This window comes from Bacillus sp. CFBP9009 (genome assembly GCF_036541465.1).
Classification (GTDB): Bacteria; Bacillota; Bacilli; order Bacillales; family DSM-1321; genus Peribacillus.
On sequence record NZ_JAZHFU010000002.1, the window covers coordinates 260,445 to 285,904 of the forward strand.

General features: G+C 40.9%; 21 protein-coding genes and 1 pseudogene. 8 read left to right on the top strand and 14 right to left on the bottom strand.

Annotated features, from left to right (window positions below):
* Positions 1 to 13 precede the first annotated feature (13 nt).
* From V3595_RS06420 to V3595_RS06465, 10 genes are all read right to left on the bottom strand, one after another.
* Positions 14 to 796 (bottom strand): enoyl-CoA hydratase, encoded by a 783-nt coding sequence (locus V3595_RS06420; protein WP_485906046.1) that lies wholly within the window; start codon positions 794 to 796, stop codon positions 14 to 16.
* 19 nt (positions 797 to 815) lie between these two features.
* Positions 816 to 1,715, bottom strand: coding sequence for a hydroxymethylglutaryl-CoA lyase (locus tag V3595_RS06425; RefSeq protein WP_485906048.1), 900 nt, complete (start codon positions 1,713 to 1,715; stop codon positions 816 to 818).
* A 17-nt stretch (positions 1,716 to 1,732) separates the two neighbouring features.
* Positions 1,733 to 1,945 carry an acetyl-CoA carboxylase biotin carboxyl carrier protein subunit gene (locus V3595_RS06430; protein WP_034312225.1) on the bottom strand — a complete coding sequence of 71 codons (213 nt, stop codon included), beginning with the start codon at positions 1,943 to 1,945 and terminating at the stop codon, positions 1,733 to 1,735.
* A 38-nt stretch (positions 1,946 to 1,983) separates the two neighbouring features.
* Positions 1,984 to 3,333 carry an acetyl-CoA carboxylase biotin carboxylase subunit gene (locus tag V3595_RS06435; RefSeq protein WP_485906050.1) on the bottom strand — a complete coding sequence of 450 codons (1,350 nt, stop codon included), beginning with the start codon at positions 3,331 to 3,333 and terminating at the stop codon, positions 1,984 to 1,986.
* 12 nt (positions 3,334 to 3,345) lie between these two features.
* Positions 3,346 to 4,983, bottom strand: coding sequence for an AMP-binding protein (locus V3595_RS06440; protein ID WP_485906765.1), 1,638 nt, complete (start codon positions 4,981 to 4,983; stop codon positions 3,346 to 3,348).
* Between the two features lie 123 nt (positions 4,984 to 5,106).
* A complete protein-coding gene (locus V3595_RS06445; RefSeq protein WP_485906052.1) occupies positions 5,107 to 6,249 on the bottom strand; it encodes an acyl-CoA dehydrogenase in 1,143 nt (380 codons plus the stop codon).
* A 60-nt stretch (positions 6,250 to 6,309) separates the two neighbouring features.
* Entirely contained in the window at positions 6,310 to 6,981 is a 672-nt protein-coding gene (locus V3595_RS06450) for a TetR/AcrR family transcriptional regulator (RefSeq protein ID WP_485906054.1), read from the bottom strand.
* Positions 6,982 to 7,127: 146 nt separating this feature from the next.
* On the bottom strand, positions 7,128 to 7,883 hold the full coding sequence (locus V3595_RS06455; protein ID WP_485906055.1) for a hypothetical protein: 756 nt from the start codon (positions 7,881 to 7,883) through the stop codon (positions 7,128 to 7,130).
* 28 nt (positions 7,884 to 7,911) lie between these two features.
* Positions 7,912 to 8,958 (bottom strand): cytochrome d ubiquinol oxidase subunit II, encoded by a 1,047-nt coding sequence (locus tag V3595_RS06460; protein ID WP_137019769.1) that lies wholly within the window; start codon positions 8,956 to 8,958, stop codon positions 7,912 to 7,914.
* A gap of 14 nt (positions 8,959 to 8,972) precedes the next feature.
* Positions 8,973 to 10,334, bottom strand: a complete 1,362-nt coding sequence (locus tag V3595_RS06465) for a cytochrome ubiquinol oxidase subunit I (RefSeq protein ID WP_137023134.1) — start codon at positions 10,332 to 10,334, stop codon at positions 8,973 to 8,975.
* A 361-nt stretch (positions 10,335 to 10,695) separates the two neighbouring features.
* Between V3595_RS06465 and V3595_RS06470 the strand changes: the two genes are divergently transcribed.
* Positions 10,696 to 12,144, top strand: a complete 1,449-nt coding sequence (locus tag V3595_RS06470; protein WP_485906767.1) for a flavin monoamine oxidase family protein — start codon at positions 10,696 to 10,698, stop codon at positions 12,142 to 12,144.
* Positions 12,145 to 12,236: 92 nt separating this feature from the next.
* Here the strand turns inward: V3595_RS06470 and V3595_RS06475 are convergent, their stop codons facing one another.
* From V3595_RS06475 to V3595_RS06485, 3 genes and pseudogenes are all read right to left on the bottom strand, one after another.
* The gene (locus tag V3595_RS06475; protein WP_485906057.1) at positions 12,237 to 13,349 is read right to left on the bottom strand and encodes a Ger(x)C family spore germination protein; all 1,113 of its coding nucleotides are present in this window, start codon (positions 13,347 to 13,349) and stop codon (positions 12,237 to 12,239) included.
* A gap of 58 nt (positions 13,350 to 13,407) precedes the next feature.
* A complete protein-coding gene (locus V3595_RS06480) occupies positions 13,408 to 14,439 on the bottom strand; it encodes a GerAB/ArcD/ProY family transporter (RefSeq protein WP_485906059.1) in 1,032 nt (343 codons plus the stop codon).
* A pseudogene (locus V3595_RS06485) lies at positions 14,411 to 15,865 on the bottom strand (spore germination protein). The gene V3595_RS06480 and the pseudogene V3595_RS06485 overlap by 29 nt, the downstream one beginning before the upstream one ends.
* Before the next feature lie 198 nt (positions 15,866 to 16,063).
* On the opposite strand from V3595_RS06485, the gene V3595_RS06490 reads away from it, so the two are divergent.
* The 7 genes from V3595_RS06490 to tatC all read left to right on the top strand — a co-directional run bounded on the left by V3595_RS06490 (position 16,064) and on the right by tatC (position 23,596).
* Positions 16,064 to 17,599: a spore germination protein gene (locus V3595_RS06490; RefSeq protein ID WP_485906061.1), complete on the top strand. Its 1,536-nt coding sequence runs from the start codon at positions 16,064 to 16,066 to the stop codon at positions 17,597 to 17,599.
* 18 nt (positions 17,600 to 17,617) lie between these two features.
* Complete coding sequence (locus tag V3595_RS06495) at positions 17,618 to 18,709, top strand: GerAB/ArcD/ProY family transporter (protein WP_485906062.1); 1,092 nt, start codon at positions 17,618 to 17,620, stop codon at positions 18,707 to 18,709.
* Complete coding sequence (locus V3595_RS06500) at positions 18,706 to 19,791, top strand: Ger(x)C family spore germination protein (RefSeq protein WP_485906063.1); 1,086 nt, start codon at positions 18,706 to 18,708, stop codon at positions 19,789 to 19,791. Before V3595_RS06495 ends, V3595_RS06500 begins: the two co-directional genes overlap by 4 nt.
* Before the next feature lie 561 nt (positions 19,792 to 20,352).
* On the top strand, positions 20,353 to 21,978 hold the full coding sequence (locus V3595_RS06505) for an FAD-dependent oxidoreductase (RefSeq protein WP_485906064.1): 1,626 nt from the start codon (positions 20,353 to 20,355) through the stop codon (positions 21,976 to 21,978).
* A 53-nt stretch (positions 21,979 to 22,031) separates the two neighbouring features.
* The gene (locus V3595_RS06510) at positions 22,032 to 22,580 is read left to right on the top strand and encodes a RidA family protein (protein ID WP_485906065.1); all 549 of its coding nucleotides are present in this window, start codon (positions 22,032 to 22,034) and stop codon (positions 22,578 to 22,580) included.
* Positions 22,581 to 22,592: 12 nt separating this feature from the next.
* Positions 22,593 to 22,814, top strand: coding sequence for a twin-arginine translocase TatA/TatE family subunit (locus tag V3595_RS06515; protein ID WP_485906067.1), 222 nt, complete (start codon positions 22,593 to 22,595; stop codon positions 22,812 to 22,814).
* 59 nt (positions 22,815 to 22,873) lie between these two features.
* Positions 22,874 to 23,596, top strand: coding sequence for a twin-arginine translocase subunit TatC (tatC, locus tag V3595_RS06520; RefSeq protein WP_485906069.1), 723 nt, complete (start codon positions 22,874 to 22,876; stop codon positions 23,594 to 23,596).
* Between the two features lie 144 nt (positions 23,597 to 23,740).
* Here the strand turns inward: tatC and cysI are convergent, their stop codons facing one another.
* Complete coding sequence (gene cysI / locus V3595_RS06525) at positions 23,741 to 25,459, bottom strand: assimilatory sulfite reductase (NADPH) hemoprotein subunit (RefSeq protein ID WP_485906071.1); 1,719 nt, start codon at positions 25,457 to 25,459, stop codon at positions 23,741 to 23,743.
* Between the last annotated feature and the right edge of the window lies 1 nt (position 25,460).

Consider the following 25,460-nt stretch of genomic DNA (forward strand, 5'->3'; position numbering starts at 1 on the left):
CCTTCAATTGAAATCATTGGCCCTTAAATACCGGTTTGCGCTTTTCCTTGAATGCTGACAGACCCTCCAGTCGGTCACGGGTTTTTAAAGTTGTCTGATAGCATTCTTTTTCAATTTGCAATCCTGTTTTCAAGTCAGTCTCAGCCCCTTGATTGATCGCCGCTTTTGCAGCCCTGAGTGCCAATGGGGCATTGACCGCAATTTCCTTAGCCAATTTTTTCGCTTCCTCAAGTAAATGTTGGGGTGAATATACATGACTGATGATTTTCAAGGCATGTGCTGTTTTTGCATCCAGTCTCCTAGCCGTATAAATCAGTTCTTTCGCTGTCGGCATTCCGACTATCCGCGGCAGTCGCTGTGTACCGCCGGCGCCTGGGATGATGCCTAACGATGTTTCTGTCAGTCCCACCTTCGCCGTTTCAGATGCGATGCGTATGTCACAAGCTAGTGCCAACTCCAGCCCTCCGCCAAAAGCCGAACCGTTAATCACGGCGATGACCGGAACTGGAAGGTTTTCTACAGCCGTAATCGTATCTCCAATCAACTTGACTGTCTCCCTGACTTTATCCTCATTCATACCTGCTCGTTCCTTAAGGTCCGCACCTGCACAAAACGCCTTTTCACCTGCTCCCGTTATAATGACTGTTCGTAAATTGGAATCACTTTTCAATTCCTCCAGTCCTTCAACTAAGCAATGAAGCAATTCCGTGGATAAGGCATTAGCAGCATCCGGCCGATTCAAAGTCACTAGGGCAATTCCCTTTTCTTCATGACTGATCTCAACTAATGAAGTCATAAATTCACCTCACTTTCTCTTATTGTGCGTTATAAACAGCCATCTGATGGCTAGGCAATGGTTTTTCCAAAAAGCTCTGCATCATGGCCGCAGCCTTCATTAGTTTTTCTGGATTGATACCCGTGTGAATTCCCATTTTATGTAGCATATGAATCAGGTCATCCGTTGCCACGTTTCCGCTCGCACCTGGTGCATACGGGCATCCTCCTAAACCTCCGAGCGAAGAGTCGAAAGTGTCCACACCATAATTAAGTGATTCAAGAACATTTGCGAGTGCCATTCCCCTTGTATCATGAAAATGGAGGGCAATCCGGCTTATATCATATCTTTTTACAGCCTGTTCAAGGAACAGTGCAACCTGTCTTGGAGAAGCGACCCCAATGGTATCACCCAATGAGACTTCATTGATTCCATATTCAAAAAGTTGATCACAAACACGGAAAACCTGTTCGGTCGAAACCTCCCCTTCATAAGGACAGCCGAAAACGGTTGAAATATAGCCCCTAACCGTTTTCCCGCTGTTAGCTGCTGTCCCTATGACATCCTTCATTATTGGAAAGGTATCGGAAATCGACTTATTGATATTTTTAAGATTATGCGTTTCACTGGATGACATGAACACGGAAATTTCATCGATATTGGCTTCAAGAGCCGACTCCAGTCCCCTTTGATTGGGTACAAGGGCCGCATAAGTGATACCGGGATTTCGCTTTATTCCCTTAGCCACCAGGGCGGCATCACTCAATTGGGGAATCCACTTTGGATGGACGAAAGAAGTCACTTCTATATAAGATAATCCTGTATCAGAGAGCTGATCGATCCAATCCATTTTGCTTTTTGCAGGTATCATGACCTTTTCATTTTGCAGTCCGTCACGCGGACCCACTTCCTTAATTGTCACTTTTTCAGGCCAATTCATCTTACCCCTCCGTCCCCTTATTCAATGACGGCCAAAACGTCGCCCTCATTCACGAAATCCCCCTCATTCACTTTAAGTTCTTTAATTGTGCCAGCTTCCTCGGCTGCAATGGGGATTTCCATTTTCATTGATTCCAAGATAATGATATCCTGTCCGTCGGTTACACTTTGCCCCTCGTTCGCTACGATTTTCCAAACGCTTCCTGCCATGCTTGCCTTTAATTCTGCCATCTTACATTCCTCCTGATCATTATGTTTTAAAAGATGCGTTATACAGTCAATTTTTTTATATATTTTGCAATGAAATCCGTAGTCGTATCTCCTTGGGAAAAAGCTTCATGAGAAATGATTTCCATCAGCAAAGGAAGGTTTGTTTTAATTCCTTCAATTTTATAGCTTGCGAGCGCTTCTCTTAATCTCTCGATCGCTTTATCCCTTGAATCACCGCTCACCACCAATTTGGCGATCATCGGATCATAAAAGTGGGATACGACCGAAGTTCCATGAACAGCCAATTCATGACGGATCCCTTCCCCTTTCGGAAGTTCCATGCTTGTGATTTTCCCCGGTGCTGGATAAAAGGTTTTCGGATCTTCAGCATATATGCGCACTTCAATGGAGTGTCCATCCTGTTTAATCTCACTTTGCGTGAATTCCAATTTGTCGCCAGAGGCAACTTTAATTTGCTGTTCAACCAAATCCAGTCCCGTAATTTCTTCGGTGACAGGATGCTCTACCTGAAGGCGTGTATTCATTTCCAGGAAATAAAAGTTTTTATCTGCATCAACTAAAAATTCGAGGGTGCCCGCATTGCTATAACCGATGGATTTTACTGCTTTCACTGCAGCCATTCCCATCCTGTTTCTTGTTTCTTCGTCAAGGAAAGAAGATGGAGCCTCTTCCACGACCTTCTGGTGGCGCCTTTGAACGGAGCATTCCCTTTCCCATAAGTAAACAGCATTCCCAAAGGAATCCGCCAATACCTGAATTTCGATATGACGAGGCTTCTCAATCAATTTTTCTATGAACATATCTCCATTGCCAAAAAACAATTGGGCACGTTTTTGATTCCCCTCGAAGGCTTTGGTCAGTTCATCTTCATTAGCAACCGCCTGCATGCCGATTCCCCCGCCGCCTGCTGCTGCTTTTAACATGACTGGGTAGCCAATCTTTTCGGCAACGGCTGCAGCTTCTGCACTATCAATTAACGGACGTGAAAATCCAGGCACCAATGGAAGTCCCGCTTGCTCCATCTTTTTCCTCGCCTCGACTTTATTGCCCATCTGCTGGATGATCTCTGGTTTGGGACCAATGAATATCAAGCCGGCTTCTTCGCATGAACGTGCGAAATCTGCATTTTCACTAAGAAATCCATATCCAGGATGAATGGCCTCCACTCCGCTTTCCTTAGCTATTTCCAAAATCTTATTGACGTTTAAATAGCTTTCCTGTACTCTCGGGCCACCCAATAAATATGCCTCATCCGCCAATCCCACAAAAGGCGAATCCAAATCTGCTTCCGAATGGACAGCGACAGTAAGTATTCCCAGCTTTTTGCATGTACGAATAATGCGTGATGCTATTTCTCCCCTGTTTGCGATAAGAATTTTTCGAATCATTCGATATCCTCCTTATTTAGTGCGTTCCGTTAGTAGGTCAAGAGTTTGTTGCCGAAGCTTATACTTTTGGATTTTTCCGGATGCAGTCATTGGATAAGCATCGGTAAATTGAATGTAACGGGGAATTTTATGAAAAGATATTTTCCCTTTGCAATACTCTATCAATTCTTTCTCCGTAAGAGTTTCTCCTGCTTTCAAAATGATCCATGCCGCTACCTCTTCCCCGTACTTCTGATCCGGAACGCCGAGTACCTGGACATCGACAATTGCAGGATGTTGATAGAGGAATTCTTCAATCTCACGGGGGTAAATATTTTCCCCTCCGCGAATGATCATATCTTTCAGCCGGCCTGTAATCTTGCAATAACCCCTTTCATCCATCACCGCCAAATCTCCCGTATGAAGCCAGCCTTCCCGGTCAATCGCCTGCTCAGTGGCTTCCGGGTTATTATAATATCCCTTCATTACATGGTAACCCCTAGAACAGAGTTCACCCTGTTTGCCCCGATGGACTTCTTCCCCGGTAGCTGGATCGACAATTTTCACTTCCACTTTCGGCAAAGCCCTTCCCACTGAGGAAACACGAAGTTCGATCGGATCGTCCGTTCTTGTCATCGTAATTCCTGGAGAAGATTCCGTTTGACCATAAGTAATCGTAATTTCCGAGATGCCCATCTTATTCACCACGCTTTTCATGACTTCGATCGGACATGTGGATCCTGCCATGATACCAGTCCGTAACGAACTTAAATCATACTGGTCAAAGTCATCGAGATTAAGTTCAGCAATGAACATCGTCGGCACACCATGAAGCCCCGTACATTTTTCGGCTTCAACTGTCTGAAGGACAACGCGTGGATTAAATTCCACGATCGGCACCATTGTTGCCCCTACTGAAACAGAGGCCATCGTGCCAAGGGAACAGCCGAAACAATGAAAAAACGGAACCGGGATGCAAAGCCGGTCAGCTTCGGTAAGCTTCATGCATTCCGCGACATTCAATCCGTTATTGACCAAGTTGGAATGAGTCAGCATCACTCCTTTTGGAAATCCTGTCGTCCCTGATGTATATTGCATATTAATCACATCACCGGGAGCCAATTCCTCCATCCTCATGTCCAGCAATTCCTCCGAAACGGATTCGCTCCCGTTAATGACTTCATCCCACGAAAACGTTCCGGGATAACGCTTTTCACCTAAAACGATGATATTTTTCAATTTTGGCAGTTTCTCAGATTGTAATTTTCCTGGTTCTGCATTTTTCAATTCAGGAACGATTTCGTACAGCGTATCTATATATGAATGATCCTTATATTGTTCCATCAGGATGATCGTCGTCGAATCGGATTGCTTGAGCAGGTATTCCAGTTCACTTGTACGGTAATTAGTATTGACCGTTACCAGCACTCCGCCCATTTTCGCGGTGGAAAATTGGGATATAAGCCATTCCGGTTTATTGGACGCCCAAATGGCGATATGTTCCCCTTTTTCAATATCGAGTGACATGAATCCCCGGGCTGCCTTTCGGCAAATCTTTTCAAATTCGCGATACGAATGGCGAAGGCCAAGTTCATGGTAAACCACAGCTTCATTATCACCATATTGTTCAGCTGTCTTTTCAAGCAGTTTCCCGATAGTAACATCTAGCAAATCGGACATCATACTCCTCCTATCAAATAAAAGTAAGGATGAACGCTTTTTGCTTTATAGATAACATCTGCTTTTCACCTAAATGAACCCTAGCATCATTGTTCATTTTGCGTTCCAAAAAGATTAACAGCCTAATTGTCTGGCGATTACGATTCTTTGAATTTCGGATGTGCCTTCCCCAATTTCCAATAACTTAGCATCTCTTAAATAGCGTTCCACTTCATATTCGCGCATGTAGCCAGAACCGCCATGTATTTGAATCGCTTGATTGCTGGCACGGAACGCGGTCTCACTTGCAAAAAGCTTGGCGTATGCCGCTTCCTTTGCAAAAGGTTTTTTGTTGTCTTTTAACCATGCTGCCTTATATACCATATTCCTAGCCAATTCAATTTCCATCGCCATGTCTGCAAGCTTGAATTGAATCGCCTGGAAACTTGAAATGGATTTACCGAATTGAATGCGCTCTTTTGAAAAAGCTAAAGCTCTATCAAAGGCAGCCTGAGCGATGCCGACGGCCAAAGCTGCAATCGAAATCCTGCCGCCATCCAGCGTGAATAAAAATTGTTTGAATCCTTTGTCTGGATCTCCCAATAAATTTTCCTTTGGCACGCGGACATTATCCAGAATGATTTCACACGTATTGGAAGCGCGAACTCCCATTTTTTCATAATTGCTATTGATCGTAAGTCCTTCTGTATCCGTTGGCACGATGAATGCAGAGATGATGTTCTTGCCCCGGGAATCCTTACCCGATACAGCGGTAACGGTGATGGTTCTTGAATAGCTGGCATTGGTTATCCATGTTTTCTCGCCATTAATCACATATTCATCACCTTCTAATACAGCAGTCGTTTTCGTACCCCCAGCATCCGAACCCGCATTGGGCTCTGTTAACCCGAATGCTGCCAGAGTTTCACCTGTCGTGATTGGAACCAGATATTTTTGCTTCTGTTCTTCGGTTCCAAAATAGTAAATTGGACTTGCCCCGAGCGAAACGGCTGCTGCATAACTTAAGCCGGTTCCCCCGCACGCCTTGCCAACCTCTTCAACTGCAATGGCATACGAAATCGTATCTCCGCCCGAACCGCCATATTCTTCAGGAAACGGAATTCCAAGCAACCCGAGTTTCCCCATTTTTTTGAATACATCCTCCGCAAACATGGACTTTGCATCCAACTCTATAGCAATGGGTTTAATTTCCTTTTCGGCAAATTCCCTAACCATTTCCTTAATCATCTGCTGTTCTTTTGTAAGTGAAAAATCCATATATTCATTCCCCTTTCTATTGAGACCGACTAGTTGGTCTGTGCAAATCAAGTTTATTGTTTAATCCACAACAACTTGGTTCTTCAGTAAAAATGGCTGGGTGATTTCCGCTTCTTTTTGTTTATCTATCAATAGGGCATTCAGAATTAAATCTACGTAAATATCACCGATTTCATCAATCGTTTTTCCACCGTCCCTTTTGTACCATTTGTAGGACCAGTTCACCATGCCCAGAATTGACATTCCGGTAATTTCCACTGGCAATTCGCTGCGGAATACTCCCTTGTCAATACCTTCTTTGATAACGGAAAAAATGATTTCTTTATACATTTGACGCTTTTTTTTGATTGCTTCAACATAGGGCGGTTTTAAGTAAATGCTTTCTTGATAGAAAACTGAGATGTGTGGTTTATAGAGGTCAAAGACTTTAACAAATGATTGAATGATCTTTTGCATTTTTTCTGTTGGATGGGTACTTTCTGAGATGGCTTCCTGTGCTTTTGTTAAAACATATGAAATAAAGTAATCATGGATGACAAATAAAAGTTCATCTTTGGAAGAGAAATGGTGATAAAAACCACCCTTGCTAGTTCCGCAAGCCTTAACGATTTCGTTAACGGAGACACCATGAAAACCATGCTGATCGAAGAGCGTCAACGATGTTTCAATTATTTTTTCTTTTAACTCCGTAAGACTGCACCCCCTCTTGTATCCGCTTACATTTAACAACATAAAGAAGATGTGGTTATGTAGTTAACTGGATTTATTTAGATTTTACCAAATATTTAAAAATTGTCAATTTTTAATTATCAAGAAAAAACAGCCCTCAAAACCAAGAGCTGTCAACCTTGTTTATTTAAGAAGCAGTCGATACCATGTCATTCACTACCCTTGACCGGTTTAACTTGGGCTTTTACAAGCTGCCATCCATTGTCATACTTCCATACTGATTTGATCTTCAAAATCGGAACACGTCCATCAGAACCTTTTACGTTTTGGATTCCCATAAGTGCTTTTCCTTTTCCAAAAACGGTCTTGGGGTCCAGTGAGGAGTATGGATCAACCAAAAGCTCTGTCGGTTCATTTAGTTTTCCATTTTGATAAATGCCTAATTCATCATACGCTTGTTTTCTGGAACTGACATCTATCACCACAGGCTTTTGACCCTCGATAATGATTTCCGCTTTGTATCCGTCAAGAAATTGTGCGATTACGGGAACGGATGGAGGGACTTCCAGTTCCTTCACTTTTCCGTCCTTGAACGTATAGGCGTAACTGGATATCAACCGCTCTCTGCCTTCCATCAAAACAGTGACCAATACATCCTGGACTCCATCATTATTCAAGTCCGCCACCTTAAGATCTGGAGTATACCCAGCTTCAAGCGGAACGCTGATTGTACGGCGATTGCTTTCCACACTTAACTCAATTTTCTTCAGAAACTTGCTTCCTTCCTCAAATGGCAGTCCCTGAACCTGGATGATGTCTATTTTCTGGTCACCTGTTACATCTCTTTTTGTTGAAATATATGTGCCATCTACCTGAAAATTTTTATCATGGGCTTCAACCGCTTGATAGCTCAAAAATAGAGAGATGACTAAAACCGCATATTTTAGCAGATCTAACTTTTTCATAGTGATAACCTCGCTTTTCAAAGATGAACTAATTTGACATTTGTCGCCGTTTGAACTTTCGACGCTGATCTTTCATGAAGATGGACCAGAAATAATAGAACCCTGGCACTAATATCGCAAAGCCCACGATATATGTGGCAAACACGGCCCGGAATGAGGTGGGATCGGTAAATCCTGAAAGAATCGTGACATTTGGATATATGATATAAGGTAAATGTGCGATACCATAAACATAACTGCCGATTAAATACTGTATGATGATCGCTATTACAGCGAGGCGGGGCATCCCTTTAACCTCCTGCTTAGAAAAATAGGGTAAGTACAGTGCTATCCCGCTAATGATGAAAAAAATGAGCGAGACGAATAACAATGCAGAGTTTTTCATCATTCCTTGGTAGATCCAATTCGCTTCGTTCCTTAACGTGAGCATAACCAACAAAGCCATGACCAACATAAGCGGACCCGTTATCATCGCATCCCTGCGATATATTTTGTATGCTTTCATTTCATCGGCCTGCTTTGAGTAATCGGAGAGGAGCAAAGATGATAAAAAAAGCGTACTCATAATTCCGAACCCCACAAATGCATACTCATTTGGACTCGTGAAAAGTTTAGATAGATTCAATTCTTCATTTCCTCTCACGCCTTCGACAAATCCAAGATGGGTGATTGGCAAAACGCTGATTAATAGCCCGGGTATGATCAATCCCGTCAATCCTGAAATATACGTTAACGCTTTTTCATATTTGTCTACGCTATGCGAGAAAACCAAGAAAGCACTCCTAATACATAGCAGGACAAGTATCAGGCTCGCTGGAACGATCAAGGCTACCCCTATCGGGAAAACCGCACCTGGAAACAAACTGTAAATCGCAATGACAAGACCAACCACAAAAGTATTAGTCACTTCCCAAGTTGGTGATAAATAGCTATTTGCGATCTTGGTAGCATTCGTTTCTTCCCTTTTAATGTAAGTCATTGCCCAGAAGCCAGCGCCGAAATCCATAGAGGCCATGATGGCATAAAGAAAAATAAAGCCCCAGACAAGTGTTATTGCAAGAAGAGCATCACTCATTCGCCTTCCCCCTTTTATGAATTCGAATCGAAAAGCCTTACATCTTTCTGTTCGGCCTTATATATATCATCCATCACGGAATGACGCTTGAAATAATACAAAAGTGTAAACACGACAGAAACGCATAAAATGATATATACAATAATGAACATCGTAAACAAAAATCCAAGGTTTTCGTACGAAGTGACTGAATCCTCCGTGGTCAGCATCCGGTATATCGTCCATGGCTGTCTGCCTGTACAGGCAAAAATCCAACCGCATTCAATTGAAATCACCGAAAGCGGCCCTGACGCAACAAACAGCCAAAGAATCCATTTCGGATATGTCTCCTTTTTCAGCCATTTATTCCATACCAATGCAAACAGTGCCAACGCGATTAAGCCTGAACCAATGATGACCATGGCGTTGAATAAGATATGGACATAAAGCGGCGGCCAATACTCTTCCGGAAAATCATTCAAACCGGTAACGACCGTATCGAAGCTATTACCAGATAGAAAGCTTAATAACCATGGGAATTCAATCCCATACTTCACTTCCTGAGCTTCCCTATCGGTATAACCGAACAAGGTAAGTCCGGCATGGTCCTGTGTCTCAAACAACCCTTCTGCCGCCGCCAGTTTTTCCGGCTGTTCCCTATATAAATGCTGTGTAGTCGCATGACCGTTCAATGCCGTCAAAAACGAAAAAACCAAGCCCAAGACAATACTGAGCCTCAGTGCTTTTTGGTGAAAATTAAATTCAGCAGTACCATATTTATTTTTCAGCATCTTATAGGCTGCAACAGCCGCTACGACAAAAGCTCCTGTAGTATAAGCAGTCAGGGCCGTATGTCCTGCCGTCACCAAGAAACTTGGGTTGAAAAATGCCGCCCAAGGATCGACATCGACGATCTCCCCATTTTCAAACCGGAACCCTGCCGGTGTCCCCTCAAAAGCATGGACATTCGAAATCAATACAGCCGAAGCCAATGCTCCGAAAGCAACAAAGAATAAACTCACGATTCGGGCCCATGGCTTGATTTTTTCAGCAGCATACACGTAGATTGACATGAACAGCGCTTCAACCATGAATGCATAAATCTCGATCTGGAATGGAAGCGCCATGACACGTCCAATCACTTCCATGAACCCAGGCCATAATAGTGACAGCTGCACACCAGCAATCGTACCAGTCGGAATGCCGACCCCAAGTAAAACTCCTAATGTTTTCGTCCAGCGTTTAGCCATGACGACATACTGTAAATCCTTTGTCCTTTGATACATCAATTCCGCTGCCAACATCATCATCGGCAACCCGACGCCGATCGTTGCAAATATGATATGTACAGCCATATTCGTCCCGAACATCGCACGGGCCATTTGTATATGATCCATACTGTCTTCCTTTCTAACCTTTGTCTCTTGGTAGTATCTCCTCTGGAAAGGAAAATATTTAATAATATTCCACAAACTAATATTTCATAGGTTTTACAGAAGGTCAGCATTTTACTTAATGATGTTTTTGGTTGATTGTTTATTATATATTCTATCGAGGTTATTTTTGATATATATATTACGTGGATTTCACCAGTGCGCTAAAAGAATTTCACTAAGCATTTAGATGACAAATTATAGAAGATCCTTCATAAATGGTGACCCAATCGGAATAAGATAGCTTAAATCCCATATAGAAAGTGTAACAAGAGAGGAGAAAAACACTTTGTCCTTTTTCAAAGATCCGCTATCACCCGATCAAATGCTTGCTGTTATCAGAAATGGCCTGGGGCCTTCTCCAATCCCCAAAAAAATCATTATCCTTGGTGCCGGCATGTCTGGGTTGGTTGCAGCATCGCTTTTAAAACAAGCGGGGCACGAAGTAACGATATTGGAAGCAACCGGGAGGGTCGGAGGGCGTGTTTTGACCATAAGGGAGCCATTTTCAGAAGGTTCCTACCTTGAAGCCGGTGCCATGCGCATTCCGAATTATCATTACCTAGTTGCTGAATACATCAAGAAGTATGGTTTACGAGTCAACACTTTTGTGAATGCGACACCTAATGACCCCATTTATGCCAATGGAATCAAAACGACTGCTGCCATATATCAACGGAACCCGGATATACTGAGGTACCCTGTAGCTCCCCATGAAAGAGGTAAAACAGCTGAAGAATTGCTCAACATGGCAATTAAGCCTGTGACTGACTTCATCATTCAAAACCCACGTAGAAATTGGGAAATAGTCATTAAAGAGTTTGATAAATACTCCATGAGCTACTTTTTGCAGTACAATCCAGTCGGAATTAGTCTATCAACAGGGGCGATTGAAAGCATCAAAGTCCTAATGGGATTAGAAGGATTCCCGGAACTTTCTTTTCCTGCCATACTTCGGGAGCTTATGCCGCTCTTTAATCCAGACATAGAATTTTTTGCAATCGAAGGAGGAAACGACCGGCTTCCATATGCTTTTCTACCGGAATTGAAGGATAATCTAAACTTCAGATATGAAGTGACAAAGATCATCCAACATGATAATCAAGTCACCATCCACTCTAAACATACTCAAAGCCAAAACCCCTTAACGGTTACCGGTGACCTTGCCATCGTGACGATCCCTCTTCAATTGTTGCAATTTATAGAGATTGAACCCCGGAATTCCTTTTCCCATAATAAGTGGAAGGCAATAAGGGAACTCCATTATGCCGCGTCCACTAAAATTGGACTTCAGTTCACGCATAGGTTTTGGGAAAAGGAAGGTATCTTCGGCGGTAAATTGACGACCGATTTACCCATTAGATTTTCTTATTACCCCAGCCAAACGAGCAACCAGAGTGAATCCGGTCTCATCTTAGCAAGTTACACATGGGAAGATGATGCCACTTTATGGGATATACTTCCAGAAAGGGAGCGTATACAACACGCATTGAAAAATTTGGCAGTGATTCATGGAAAACAAGTATATGATCATTTTTTATCAGGGGCTTCATATAGCTGGACACTGAATCAGTATTCCTACGGCGCTTTCTCCATGTTTAAACCTGGTCAGGAAACGGACTTGTTTCCATACATCCCAACTCCTGAAGGAAGGGTCCACTTCGCTGGTGAGCATACCTCAACCGTACCTGCTTGGATTGAAGGAGCCATTCAATCCGGCATCAGGGTTGCACATGAAGTGACGAATCTGCCTAGAACATTCGGTGAGCCTTGAATGGACCTTTTCTTTGGCTATTAAGTAATCAATAACTTAAGAGCATTGACCAAAAAACCTTCCATTTGGAAGGTTTTCATTCTTATGACCATTCACTTTCCCACCCCTTTTGAACCAAAGTCTACGATCCTTAAGTCCAGTTCATAATTAATATCAGATTTACTGAAAATTTCGTCCCATTTCTCCCTATTTTTCTCCCAAAACTTTGGATGCTGATTTTCCACATAACGATACAATCCTGCTACCCCTGTTTTATATTCATGCTGTAATTTGTATATGATTTTCTCGACATCCTTCTTCACTTCATCCTCGGCAATACGCTCAATCTCTTTTAAATAGGCTTCTTCAAATGAATTTTCCTTACCATACCAATCTTCCGAAAGTCTTCCAGTGTAACCGACCTTAATATTGATCGTCAAATGATCCCCGTTCAGTTCCGTTGTGATTTTCCTCCTTGTCCTATTGATCACTTCAACACTTAAAGGCTCACCGTGTTGGACCGCTTCGATTATTCCGCCCTTTACCTCTCCGTTCAACCAATTTAATGCAGCTATATCTTCAACATTCATGACCCCGACCAACTTTGAATTGTTGATCACCCCTGCACCCTCCAAAATTAATTTCCCACCCCTAATATCAACGGCCTGAATGGCAAAGCTTCCATCTGATTGCAAATTTGAGGATGCTTTGCCTAGTGTTAAAGGCGGAAGTATCTTATTCGTTCTGTTCTCATTATCTTTCAATTCATAGATTACATTCGAAGGGATCTCCCCATCTTCGGATCGTCCCAAAATTTCTTTCGTCGGTCTCTTTGTTAAATAAACATGACAGCTTCTCCTTGTATTATTATCGCGTATTGACTGATTAATGATCGCTTCCATCGGGAATTTCCTTAATACTTCTTCATTAATAAGGATGATACGCTGATGATTGGTTAATACCGTATTGGTTATGAGTAAAGAATCCCTTATTGCTTCATGCAGCGTTTTGGCACTGACAGAAACATTTTTATATTTTAATTGAGCTTGATTCTCCTGAACACTATTTCCTGGAGGCACCAAAATTTGCTGAGTTAACATGATTTCGTCTTTCTTTTTGCCTTTATCGATTCCCACTCCCACCACAAGTGATAATTCTTCTATATTCACACTGTCCCAACAGCCTGTAAGCAAAGGAATAAGCAAAATCAACCATAATCTTTTCATCCGCTTCTTCTACTCCTTTTCAATTGAACGATTACGAATGTAATAATTGGTAAGCCAATCAATATAACCGGAAATAGATATCCAAGCAATCGCTCATTTTAAAGATCTCGATTGTATTTTTAGGAATTTTGGCCAGGAAAAAAACGACGGGAACCAGTACAATGAGATTAGTCGTATATGAATTGTTAAAAATTTTCGTCAGTCCTTCTGCTGCGAAGTAATAGTAAATCGCATGTGTTAAAAAAAACTGAAGAATCCAAGTTATTAAGAGAAATAGCTCCATACGCTCTAAAAATATCCCTGTTACTTCATAGGACTGAATAAAAGAAATGGTTGACCACGTAACTGCTTTGACTTCCGGGACAGTCAGTGTAGCCACTACCAATACATATGTAATCACATATAAAATCAGCGGTATGAAAAAACCGATTAAAACGCCACTTTTTATTTTGTTTTGATTTTTAACGACGCCAAACAAAAAGATGAAAAGTTCAATTCCAAAAAAAGACAAAGTTCCGGAGCCCATCCCTTTCATGACAGGGAGAAATCCTTTTCCAAGAACAGGCTGGAGGTTTTTTAACTCGACTACCCTGAGACTGAACAAATAAATGAGCAAGACGATGACTATTGTCAAAGGAAGAAAGAAGACACACGCCTTTGCTATCGCTTTAATTTTTCCTGTCAAAAGATGCACACTCGCTAAAATCATGGTAAGTATCACGATTTCAACTGGGGTTTCCTCCAACAAATAAAACCGGACCATTTCACTCATCGCAAGAACTTCAAAGCTGGCCACACCTATAAAGTACACGACCACGATCAATCCAATAAGTTTGGAAAGCCACTTTCCATAGGCCTCCTCCATGTATGTGTAATAGTTAGCGACCTTATGTTTTTTTAACAGAACAACCAATAAGCATATCAAAAGGGCAATAGCGATCCCATTAAAAATCAAGACGATCCATCCATCGGCCGAATCGATTTTTTCCGTTATGGTTCTTGGAAGGGTTAGCATTCCAACCCCTAACATGCTGCAAGAAATGATCGCGGCCAATTCGCCACTAAGAATTTTGCCGTCGGATTGGCTCAAAAGAATTCCCCCCCTTTTTCCGCTTCGGTAACCGCAGGAACGCATCCTTCCAGGTCTTTTTACCGATAAAATCCATTGGTTGAAAATAAGGTTCTTGAAAGCTGGTCAATTTCGACAAATGGCTAATAACGATGATAAAGAATAAAGTGGTTCCGTATAAACCTAAAACGGCGGCAAAAATCATCGCCCCAAACCTTAAAGCCCTGAACGCCAATCCAAAGCTATATTGTGGTACCGTAAAAGAGGTAATCGTCGTGATTGAAACGATTATGACCATCAGGGAACTTACAATATTGGCTTGAACAGCAGCTTTTCCAATAATGACTCCGCCAACCAATCCAACCGTTTGACCAATGGGCGATGGGAGCCGAATACCTGCTTCGCGAAGCAGTTCAATCGTTACTTCCATGATGATAGCTTCAACAAACGGCGGAAATGGCACATTCTCCCTTGTACCCGCGATCGTCATCGCTAATTCTGTCGGCAGCATTCCAGGGTTGAACGATACCAGGGAAATATAAATCCCTGAAAGAAATACGGTAACAAATAAAGATAAATAGCGAAGGACACGTAAAAATGATCCTGCGACCCATCTTTCTTAATAATCATCAGGAGACTGCAGCAACATCGTGATCGTCGTTGGTGCCATCAACGCAAATGGCGATCCTTCAACCATGATGATCACCCTTCCCTCCTGCAATGCAGCCAATACTTTATCTGGACGCTCCGTATTTTGGATCTGTGGGAAAGGGGTTAACGCTGTATCTTCAATTAATTCCTCAAGCATCCCCGAGTCTTGGAGATCAGTAGCTGTTACTTCATTTATTCGTTTATTCACTTCTTTTAGCAAAGAATCGCTAGCTTTTCCTTCATAATAGATTAATGCAACTTCCCGTTTTTCCATCGTCCCGAACTTCTGTTGTTTGACGATAAGACTGGGATGGTTTGAATATTGCCTTATCAAACCGATATTTTCCTGGAGACTTTCGATAAATCCAAGCTTCGGTCCACGGACAACCCTCTCTGTTGAAGGTTCACCCAGTGTACGAACTTTTTCCTTTTCCAGATTCAAGGCATAACCATTTGCTATTCCATCTATAAATAAAAGCGTTTTCCCGTCAAAAATATGCTCTATGGCTTTTTCATATGTTTCAACATCCTGTTCCCTGACTGAACAGATTTTGGAAATGACCAGCTGCTCGATTGAAACCGGATGCCTGGTTTCCACCTGGGCAGCTGATAAATCAAGGACAATCTCATTGAATGCAGGGTAATCCATCGTTCCATTGATAAATACGAATAATCCTGAAATTTCATAACCGGGAATGAATACCTGTTTAAAAACTACATCATCCTGCATATCCAATTCAGATTTCAATTTTTCCTGCTTTTGATCCAATTTAATATGCAAGGGTTTACTTTTCATGGTGGAACTCCTTTGGTTAAATGGGTTTTTACAGTTTCCTCTATTTTCAATTTTTTTATGCGAACAGGATATGGAGGCATCCTTTTAAACCAAGGATTTTTTTATGAAGTTCGTTTATGAAGCGAGCAACATTAACACCCAAAATGGTTAATTTGTAATTAAATTGCAAAAGCTAGGATAATAAGCTTTAGTGCAGAGGTGACAACATTGTTTAACCGCAGGACGTTCAAAAAAAAGCCAAATCAACCAAACGAAAAAAACGATGAATTAAATAAAGTTTCGGAAGTAAGGGACCTATTCAATACCCTATCTTCATCCAATGATTTCATAAACCATCAAGGAACTTATAATGGCATAGTCTATTGGGTCTCTTTTTATCGCTCTTTGATCGATGCACAGGTTCTTCATGAAAGTGTTCTTTCTGTCATACCTACTCTGGAAACGATAAATTTGGAGCAAATAAAAGAAAACGTTCCTATTGAAAATACACTGATCACCAATACCAAGGTTGTAATCGAAGAAAGGATCATGAGAGGCGAAATTGCACTTCGTTTAGATGGAAATCTTGATGAATGCCTATTAATCAATGTTGCGGCCCAACGTGGAAGACAAGTTGAGAAACCTGAACTTGAATTTGGAATCATAAGTGCTCAAGAAGCTTTTGTCGAGGATATTGATATCAATCTGAATCTAGTCAGAAAAAGGCTGCCTATTCCTGGGTTGCAAGTAAGTGAAATGACTGTGGGATCTTTGTCTAAAACCAAAGTGGCAGTTTTATCGATAGAAGGGATCGTTGATCAGGAAAATGTTGATAATGTTATAGAAAGGATCAATGACATAGAGTTTGATGAAATATTGGACGGTTCCTATCTCGCGCAAATGCTATATGATAATTCAAATACCTTGTTTCCCCTTTTTCTTAATACGGAAAGGCCTGATCGCATCGCAAGTGCATTGGCTGAAGGCAAGGTAGCCTTGTTAATCGATAGGTCGTCCTCTGTACTTATTACTCCAACCATTCTGTTGGAATACTTTATCACGATGGAAGATTATAATATGCCGTGGATTCCGGCATCTGCTTTCCGTTTATTAAGAATATTTGCGGTCGCTTTTTCGATATTTGCCACTCCCATTTATGTAGCTGTTCTGACCTATCATTATGAACTGATTCCTAAAGATCTTTTGGAAACGATTGTCAGTTCAAGGAACTTAATACCTTTTCAGCCTTTGATCGAAGCATTATTCCTGGAGATCTCCATTGAGTTATTACGGGAAGCGGCTGCCAGGCTGCCAACAAAGGTAGGTCAGACATTAGGTATCGTCGGCGGTATCGTTATCGGTCAAGCCGCTGTTGTAGCAGGTTTGACCAGTAATATCTTATTGATCATCGTTGCCCTCTCGGCATTGGCATCATTTGTTACTCCCATTTATAAAATGGGTAATGCCATTCGGCTGCTGCGGTTCCCTTTCTTAATCGGGGCCCAAATTTGGGGGCTGCTGGGCATTACCATAGCAGCCGTGTTTTTGATGACCCACCTTATCAAATTAACGTCAATGGGACACCCGTACCTTGAACCGATATACCCATTTCGCATGCAAGATTGGAAAGACAGCTTTGTTCGGCTTCCTTTTAATCTTTTCAAGTCACGGCCTGTAAATTTACGTCCTGATGATATATCCAGACAGCCACAGCCTAAAAAAGCAAGAATCAAAAAAAATGATTTTAATGAATGATCTAAATGAGGGTCCTATATGAACCAAGCTGGAGTTAATGAAAAGTATAAAGTATCACCGTTCTATGTACTTTTTTTAGTGCATTCCATGCAAACAGGAGTAGGCGTTTTGAGTTTTCAAAGAGTTTTAGCGAAGTCAACGGGAACGGATGGCTGGATTTCGATACTGCTAGCGGGCCTGATCGTTCATATAATGATTTGGGTCATATATAAAATCTTCAGTATCGTTCCTGGTGATATCATTTCTGCAAATAATCAAGCATTCGGAAAATGGATGGGGAATTTCTTCAGTCTATTATTCATTCTTTACTATTTCATCATAGGGATGATTATCATGATTAGCTATATAAATGTCATACATGTATGGATGTTTGAAGAGGTACCATCCTGGGCGTTTGCTTTAGTATTCCTGATCCTGATTTATTATATAAATACGGGAGGGTTCCGAACGATTACAGGTCTTGCCTTTTTGAGCGTCATTTTGACATATTGGCTTTTATTTGTCCTATTCTATGCCATGAAATACTCTGAATTCACCAATTTGCTTCCTGTTTTCCACCACACTCTATTGGATATATTGAAAGGAACCAGAAGTACTTCATTAACGTTGCTTGGTTTTGAAATGATCGTGATGTATTACCCGTTCATCAAAGATGCTAAAACTTCACAAAAATATGCTCATGGAGGGGCCTTAACTACAACCTTAATAACCGTATTCGTTTATTTGGTTTCACTTGTTTTTTATTCACAAAAACAGTTAGAACTGACTATATGGCCGACACTGTCAATGACCAGCATTGTTGAATTGCCCTTTATCCAGCGATTTGAATATATAGACGTTTCTTGGTGGGCCATCGTTATCATACCTAACATGACAATCGCCTTTTGGGCAGCGAGCAGGGGTTTCAAGCGTTTATTCAACGTTCAGCAAAAGTATCCATTATGGGGGATGTCGATTATTACCCTGCTTACCAATATATTTGTTTTTGATATCGATTCCCTATATATCTTGAATAAAATAATCGATCCATACGGCGTACTCTTTATTGCTTTATACTTGCCTCTTCTTTTGGTCATCATCTATATAAAGAAAATGAGGAAACGTATATGAGAAAATTATTTCTTGTTATCTTGGCTTTTCCCTTCCTCTGCAGCTGTGCCGAGCCAAGAGTGGTAGATGAAGTCAATATGTCCCAAGCCATTGGCTACGATATACTAAAGAATGATAATGTCGAAGGAATGTTCGTCATCCCTATCTTCCAGCAGGACAAGATGGGTAAATATCAAATTTTAAGCGGAACATCGACGACAACGAGTGATGTCCAGGCTGTCGTTTCCAAAAAAGCGGATAAGCCGGTATTGCTTGGACAGACACGTATCATTTTATTCAGCGAGAAAATGGTTCGTGAAATCGGAATGACAGAACTGACCGATTATCTCTACCGTGAACCACAACTTGGAAACAGGGTCATATTGGCCATCGTTGAAGGAAAGGTCAAGAGTGTCATAGATACGAAACCACCAAATACGAATGTGAATATTGGAATCTTTTTATCAGATTTGATCAATCAACAAATTGAAACAGGGAACGGACCGGATACAAACCTCCATCTTTTTTTAGGAAACTCTCTAGAAACTGGCGGAGACTCGTATCTTCCTTTATTTAAATTAATTAATAATGAAGTTGCGGTTTCTGGAGTTGCCCTATTTCATGAAAATAAGATGGTCACGAAAGTCCGGACGGATGATATGTTCATTTTCAAGACATTAGTTCAACATCATAGGCGGGGAATATACAAGTTCAAATTAAAAGATAAGAAAGAAAGCGATATCGTAGTGGAAAGTATCCGAAGCGGTTCAAGTTATGAGGTATCCGGCTCAGAGAGAAATCCTTCGATCACAATTAAGATCAAAATTAAAGGACAAATCAAGGAATCCATGCGCAGTGAAAACCTAACCAATAGAAAGATGATAAAGAAAATTGAAAAAGAAATGGAAGCTGATTTAACCAAGCAAGCAAACCGACTTATTAAAGATTTTCAGAAAAAATCCCTTGATCCGATTGGCCTTAAGGAAAAATATCACGCCAAAAATAAAAAACTGACCTATGAAAATTGGAAAAAGATTTATCCGAAAATGGACATTAATGTAGAAACGAAAGTTAATATCATTCAAACCGGGGTCTCAGAATGATAAATTATTAAAGGAATACTTAGATGTCGATATGCCTTTTGTCTGACTAACATACCTTTGTACATACCTTTTATAGGATGCCATTGCCTTGTTCAGTAATAAGAGACAGGAATCTTTATTCCTGTCTCTTTTCACCTTTATAAATCACTGCGTTAATATAATTTATTTATGATAGCTACTATTTCACGACTTCAGTTGAACAATCACTCCCCCCTACCGTTAATTAAATAATGGTAGGTTAATAATGTTTCCACTTGAATCACTTTGCTTCCCCCTACTGAACACAATGATCTAAATTGATAGTATCAGTCTGACCAAATTCAAACCACTTTATCAATTATTTGAAGGAGCATTCTTGTAATTAATGATAGATTTCCAGAATTGGTTACCCCTATTTTAAAAAATATGTAAGATTTCCTTACACGAATATACACTTTTCGATATTTCGAGTATAAGATATATCTACCAACACAAATTGCGTTACCTTTCCTCACATAGTTATACATCCTTTAACGTTAACTGTTGTTAGGTAAATCTATCAAAATAAAGGGGGAATAATTTATGGAAAATAACAAAGAAAAAAGCATAACAAGGAGAGATTTTCTTAACCATGCCGGTAAAGTAGGTGGAGCAGTCGTAGTTTGGAGCGCAATGGAATCTTTAGGTTTATTAGGTAACTCCATAGTAAGCGCAAAAGATTTCACTGCTCCTAAAAAAAGTGATCTAGCAATAAAAAATAAAAATGGTAAAAAAATTATCATTTTAGGAGCAGGAATTGCCGGAATGGCTGCAGCTTATGAATTAGGTAAAGCTGGGTATGATTGCAAAATATTAGAAGCGAGAAATCGTACTGGTGGTCGTAACTGGACAGTAAGAAAGGGTACTACTGAAACGGAAATTAACGGTGTAAAACAAACTGCTAATTTTGATAAAGGACAATACATGAATGCAGGACCTGCCCGTATTCCACAGAATCATGTAACACTTGATTATTGTAGAGAGCTAGGTGTTGAACTTGAAGTATTCGCTAATTCAAATGAATTCTCTTACTACTATCATGAAAATTCCGGGCCTTTGTCAAATCAAAAAATACGCAAGGGTACTGTAAAAGCTGATACACGAGGCTATGTATCAGAATTGCTTGCAAAAGTTGCAGATAAAACAGCATTAGATTCCCCTCTTTCAAAGGATGATATTGAAAGATTACGGGCTTATCTAAAAAGTGAAGGTGATTTATCTTCTGATTATTTATATAAAGGTTCAACTCGCCGAGGATATAAGGAATTACCTGGTGGAGGTCTGCAACCCGGGTCTAATGAAACACCATTTTCATTTTCGGAGCTTTTGCAATCAGGGATGATGAATAATATTAGTGGCGATTATAGTTTTACACAACAACCGATGATGTTCCAACCAGTTGGAGGGATGGATCAAATTCCAAAAGCTCTTGAAGAAAAGCTATCAGGACAAATAACATTTGGAGCAGAAGTTCAAGAGATTAGACAATCAGCCGTTGGCGTTCGGATTGTCTACAAAACAAAAGAAAATAGAAAAATAAAAGAAATATCTGGGGATTATTGTATTTGTACCATCCCACTCCCTGTACTGAAAAATATCCCAGCTGATTTTTCAGCCCCAATGAAAAATGCTATTAAGAGTATAGATTATGCAACGACTGGAAAAATTGGTTTTCAGTTTAAAAATAGATTCTGGGAGCAGGATGACCGTATTCTCGGCGGAATTACGACAACAAATATGGATATTTCGCAGATTTGGTATCCATCCAATGGCTATTTAACGCAAAAAGGTGTCTTAATTGGCTATTATAATTTCGGTCAAAATGCAATAGATTATGGGAATTTATCACATTCACAAAGACATGCTCGTGCTTTATCTCAAGGAGGAAAAATACATCCTCAGTTTGCTAAAGAAATCGAAAATTCTTTCTCTGTTGCCTGGCATAAAATTAAATATAATGAAGGCGGATGGGCAGAATATTCTTCATCTGATCGGAAAAACTACTACCCTATATTAAATGAACCACAAGGTCGAATTCATCTTGCTGGTGAACATCTCAGTTATTTAACTGGATGGATGGCAGGTGCTTTTGAATCAGCAAGAATTGTAGTTAGCCGAATTCATGAAGAAGTATTAAAAGAAGGCAAAGTCCCTTCTAAAGTAGGATAAATGAATCAGAGTTATTTACTATCGATGTTTCATAAATAAAAGGAGCTGACTTTATGAAAAAACCTATTAAATCAGTCATTGCTACTTCAGTATTAGGAATAAGTTTAATCGCAGGATTCTCTTTTGCTTCCGCAGGTAGTGAGAAAGATGAATTGAAGTCAGATAAAGTGACCTTCTTTGGGTCCCCAACTTCTGCGATTTCCAGTTCAGTTGCTGTACCTCAAAATTATAACCGGTTATCGTTTAGCGGAACAGTCCCTCCTCTTTTAAACAAGGATGGAAAAACTACTTATGAAAGATATGGCAATACAGAAACGCAGGCAATCGGAATCTTAGAGAAGTTTAAAGCAGATTTGAAAACAAAAGGACTTTCCCTATCTGATGTAACCTATTTACGTGTGTATGTCGCGCCAGATCCAAACAAAGGAGATACACCAGACTATCAAGGTTGGTTCGATGCCTATGCCATGTTCTTTAATACAAAAGAAAATCCAGTGAAAACAGCTCGTTCTACAGTAGGGGTGGAAAGTCTAGTTTCTCCGGATTATCTCATTGAGATTGAAGCAGAGGTAGCCTATAAAAATAACAAAAATAGACGATAGGAGTGAATGGTAATGTTTCAAAATATCGGTGTTCCAGGCTTAGTTATCATTCTTATCATTGCACTTGTGATTTTTGGTCCTAAAAAATTACCAGAAATCGGGCGAGCTTTTGGACGAACTTTATCTGAATTCAAAAGTGCAACCAAGGGGTTAGTTGATGAGGATAAAGAGGAAGAGAAAAAACCTGAGTTAACGACTGTTGTAAAGAATCAAGATAAATCAGCAGTCTCGTAATGCATATGTAGGCGGGGCAACTCGTCTACTTCTTTTTTTGATAACAGGGGGCGTCCACCATGAAAAATAAAGATATACATCTCATTGAGCATTTGGATGAACTACGTCAACGAATAATCAAAGTTGTGTCAGCATTCATCCTCTTTTTCGTTGGTGCTTTTATTTTTGTCCGGGATATATATGATTGGTTAATTAGAGATTTAGATGGAAAATTGGTCGTCTTAGGGCCAAGTGATATTTTATGGGTGTATATGGCGATTTCATGTGTATTTGCAATTGCGGCTACTATTCCTGTAGCTGCATATCACACATGGAAGTTTATAGCTCCTGCGCTAACCAAAGACGAGAGTAAAGTCACTTTACGGTTTATCCCAGGATTATTCATTTTGTTTATTATTGGAATCTGCTTTGGGTATTTTGTGCTGTTTCCAATAGTATTAGGGTTTTTAATGAGTATGTCCGCAGGGCAGTTTGAAACGATGTTTACGGCAGAGAAATATTTCCTTTTCATTATTAACCTAATTTTACCGTTCGGCTTTTTATTTGAAATGCCGTTGGTCGTGATGTTTTTAACGAGATTAGGGATTCTCAATCCAGTGAGGTTGGCCAGAGCGAGAAAACTCTCTTATTTTGTCCTCATTGTCGTATCAATTATGATAACTCCTCCTGATTTTATCTCGGATATCCTGGTCATTATTCCTTTACTGGTTCTTTACGAACTGAGCGTCACTATCTCCAAAGTTGTTTATAAGCAGAGGCTAGTCAACCAACTAACAGTGTAATTAATCGAATTGCTTTTAGTGAAACTAGATTTCTGACTCCAGGTTTCCTTCTATCACAAAGTGAAGCCATTGAAAAATTCAAGCCAGAAAACTTTCGAATACCAAAAGAGACAGGAAGCTATTCCTGTCTCTCGTTTGTTTTAATCAATCATGAAAATTCGTTCCATCCGTCACTTCTTTAACAATGCCTGCATTGATGACGAAGTCGCCGAAATGCTCTCCTTGCTGACGTTCTTTTGCATAACGGGAAAGAAGTACACGCAACTCTTTTAATATCTCTTCTTCACCGATGTTTTCACGGTACATTTTACTTAATCGGCTTCCGTCGAATGCAGCACCGAGATACATATTATATTTGCCAGGTGCCTTACCGATAAAACCAATTTCCCCGAGTGCATGCCGGGCACATCCATTCGGACAACCGGTCATGCGAATCGTGATTTCTTCGTTCCTCAGGCCGTTTTCATCAACGATGGTCTCGATTTTATCAAGCAGAACCGGCAAATAACGCTCTGCTTCGGCCATTGCCAACCCGCATGTTGGAAGCGCCACACATGCAATCGAGCTGCGTCGGAGCGCCGAATGATGCTCACCATCCGTCAAACCGTATGTTTCAAGCAATTCTATGATCTTTTTCTTTTTCTGACTTGACACATCTGCAATGATAAGGTTTTGATTGGCCGTCAAACGGAAATCACCCGTATGGATCTTTGCGATCTCACGCAAACCGGTCATCAGCTTGTAATCATTGATATCGGCAATTCGGCCACCCTCGACAAATAGTGTAAAATGCCATTTTCCTTGCATCCCTTTTACCCATCCATAGCGGTCACCATTATTATCAAAATGATAAGTTCTCTCTTCCTCCAGCTTCCAACCTAAACGATTTTCCAGTTCATCCTTTACCGCTTGGAGCCCAAGCCGGTCTACCGTATACTTGAACCGAGCATTTTTCCGTACAGATCGGTTCCCGTAATCTCGCTGAATCGTAATGATTTTTTCAGCCACATCCAGTATTTTGTCTGGCTGGCAAAAGCCGATTACCTTGGCTAGTTGGGGATATGTCGCCTTGTCACCGTGGGTCATTCCCATTCCACCGCCAATCGCCACATTAAAACCAACGAGTTTACCATTTTCAACAATTGCTATGAAGCCAAGATCCTGGGAGTAAACATCAATATCATTGGATGGAGGTACGGCAATGCCTATTTTAAACTTCCTTGGCAAATAAAGCTTTCCGTACATTGGTTCGACTTCCTCCACTTCAGGAGAACCAACCACTTTTTCTTCATCCAGCCAGATTTCATGGTACGCCCTTGTGCGCGGCAATAGATAATCACTCAGTTTTTTCGACCATTCATATACTTCGGAATGGATTTCGGATTGAAATGGAATCGAATTGCACATTACGTTCCGGTTTACATCTCCGCATGCAGCGATTGTATCCAGCATGGAAGCATGGATTTCCTGAATGGTTTTTTTCATATTCCATTTTAAAATACCATGCATTTGAAACGTCTGTCTTGTTGTCAATTTCAAAGTTCCGTTACCGTATTTCTGAGCGAGGTCATCCATAACAAGCCATTGAGAAGGCTGTGCTACCCCGCCGGCCATGCGGACACGCAACATAAACTGATAGGCAGGCTCCAGCTTTTGTTTTTGACGCTCATTGCGTAGATCCCGGTCATCCTGCAAATAGCTGCCGTGATGTTTCATTAATCGGTTGTCATCATCCGGAATACCGGCGCTGATCCGATCCTGCATCACTTTTCCAAGTGTACCTCGCAAATAATCGCTTTTTTCTTTAATTTGCTCAACATCACTGGGCGGGCCTTCTGGTGCTTTTAATAGTGTTTTCACCATG

Bases quoted from the DNA above. Each gene is read 5' to 3' on its own strand.
- V3595_RS06420 (WP_485906046.1), bottom strand. From the start codon at position 796: ATGACTTCATTAGTTGAGATCAGTCATGAAGAAAAGGGAATTGCCCTA.
- V3595_RS06425 (WP_485906048.1), bottom strand. From the start codon at position 1,715: ATGAATTGGCCTGAAAAAGTGACAATTAAGGAAGTGGGTCCGCGTGAC.
- V3595_RS06430 (WP_034312225.1), bottom strand. From the start codon at position 1,945: ATGGCAGAATTAAAGGCAAGCATGGCAGGAAGCGTTTGGAAAATCGTA.
- V3595_RS06435 (WP_485906050.1), bottom strand. From the start codon at position 3,333: ATGATTCGAAAAATTCTTATCGCAAACAGGGGAGAAATAGCATCACGC.
- V3595_RS06445 (WP_485906052.1), bottom strand. From the start codon at position 6,249: ATGGATTTTTCACTTACAAAAGAACAGCAGATGATTAAGGAAATGGTT.
- V3595_RS06450 (WP_485906054.1), bottom strand. From the start codon at position 6,981: ATGTTGTTAAATGTAAGCGGATACAAGAGGGGGTGCAGTCTTACGGAG.
- V3595_RS06455 (WP_485906055.1), bottom strand. From the start codon at position 7,883: ATGAAAAAGTTAGATCTGCTAAAATATGCGGTTTTAGTCATCTCTCTA.
- V3595_RS06460 (WP_137019769.1), bottom strand. From the start codon at position 8,958: ATGAGTGATGCTCTTCTTGCAATAACACTTGTCTGGGGCTTTATTTTT.
- V3595_RS06465 (WP_137023134.1), bottom strand. From the start codon at position 10,334: ATGGATCATATACAAATGGCCCGTGCGATGTTCGGGACGAATATGGCT.
- V3595_RS06470 (WP_485906767.1), top strand. From the start codon at position 10,696: ATGCTTGCTGTTATCAGAAATGGCCTGGGGCCTTCTCCAATCCCCAAA.
- V3595_RS06475 (WP_485906057.1), bottom strand. From the start codon at position 13,349: ATGAAAAGATTATGGTTGATTTTGCTTATTCCTTTGCTTACAGGCTGT.
- V3595_RS06495 (WP_485906062.1), top strand. From the start codon at position 17,618: ATGAACCAAGCTGGAGTTAATGAAAAGTATAAAGTATCACCGTTCTAT.
- V3595_RS06500 (WP_485906063.1), top strand. From the start codon at position 18,706: ATGAGAAAATTATTTCTTGTTATCTTGGCTTTTCCCTTCCTCTGCAGC.
- V3595_RS06505 (WP_485906064.1), top strand. From the start codon at position 20,353: ATGGAAAATAACAAAGAAAAAAGCATAACAAGGAGAGATTTTCTTAAC.
- V3595_RS06510 (WP_485906065.1), top strand. From the start codon at position 22,032: ATGAAAAAACCTATTAAATCAGTCATTGCTACTTCAGTATTAGGAATA.
- V3595_RS06515 (WP_485906067.1), top strand. From the start codon at position 22,593: ATGTTTCAAAATATCGGTGTTCCAGGCTTAGTTATCATTCTTATCATT.
- tatC (WP_485906069.1), top strand. From the start codon at position 22,874: ATGAAAAATAAAGATATACATCTCATTGAGCATTTGGATGAACTACGT.
- cysI (WP_485906071.1), bottom strand. From the start codon at position 25,459: ATGGTGAAAACACTATTAAAAGCACCAGAAGGCCCGCCCAGTGATGTT.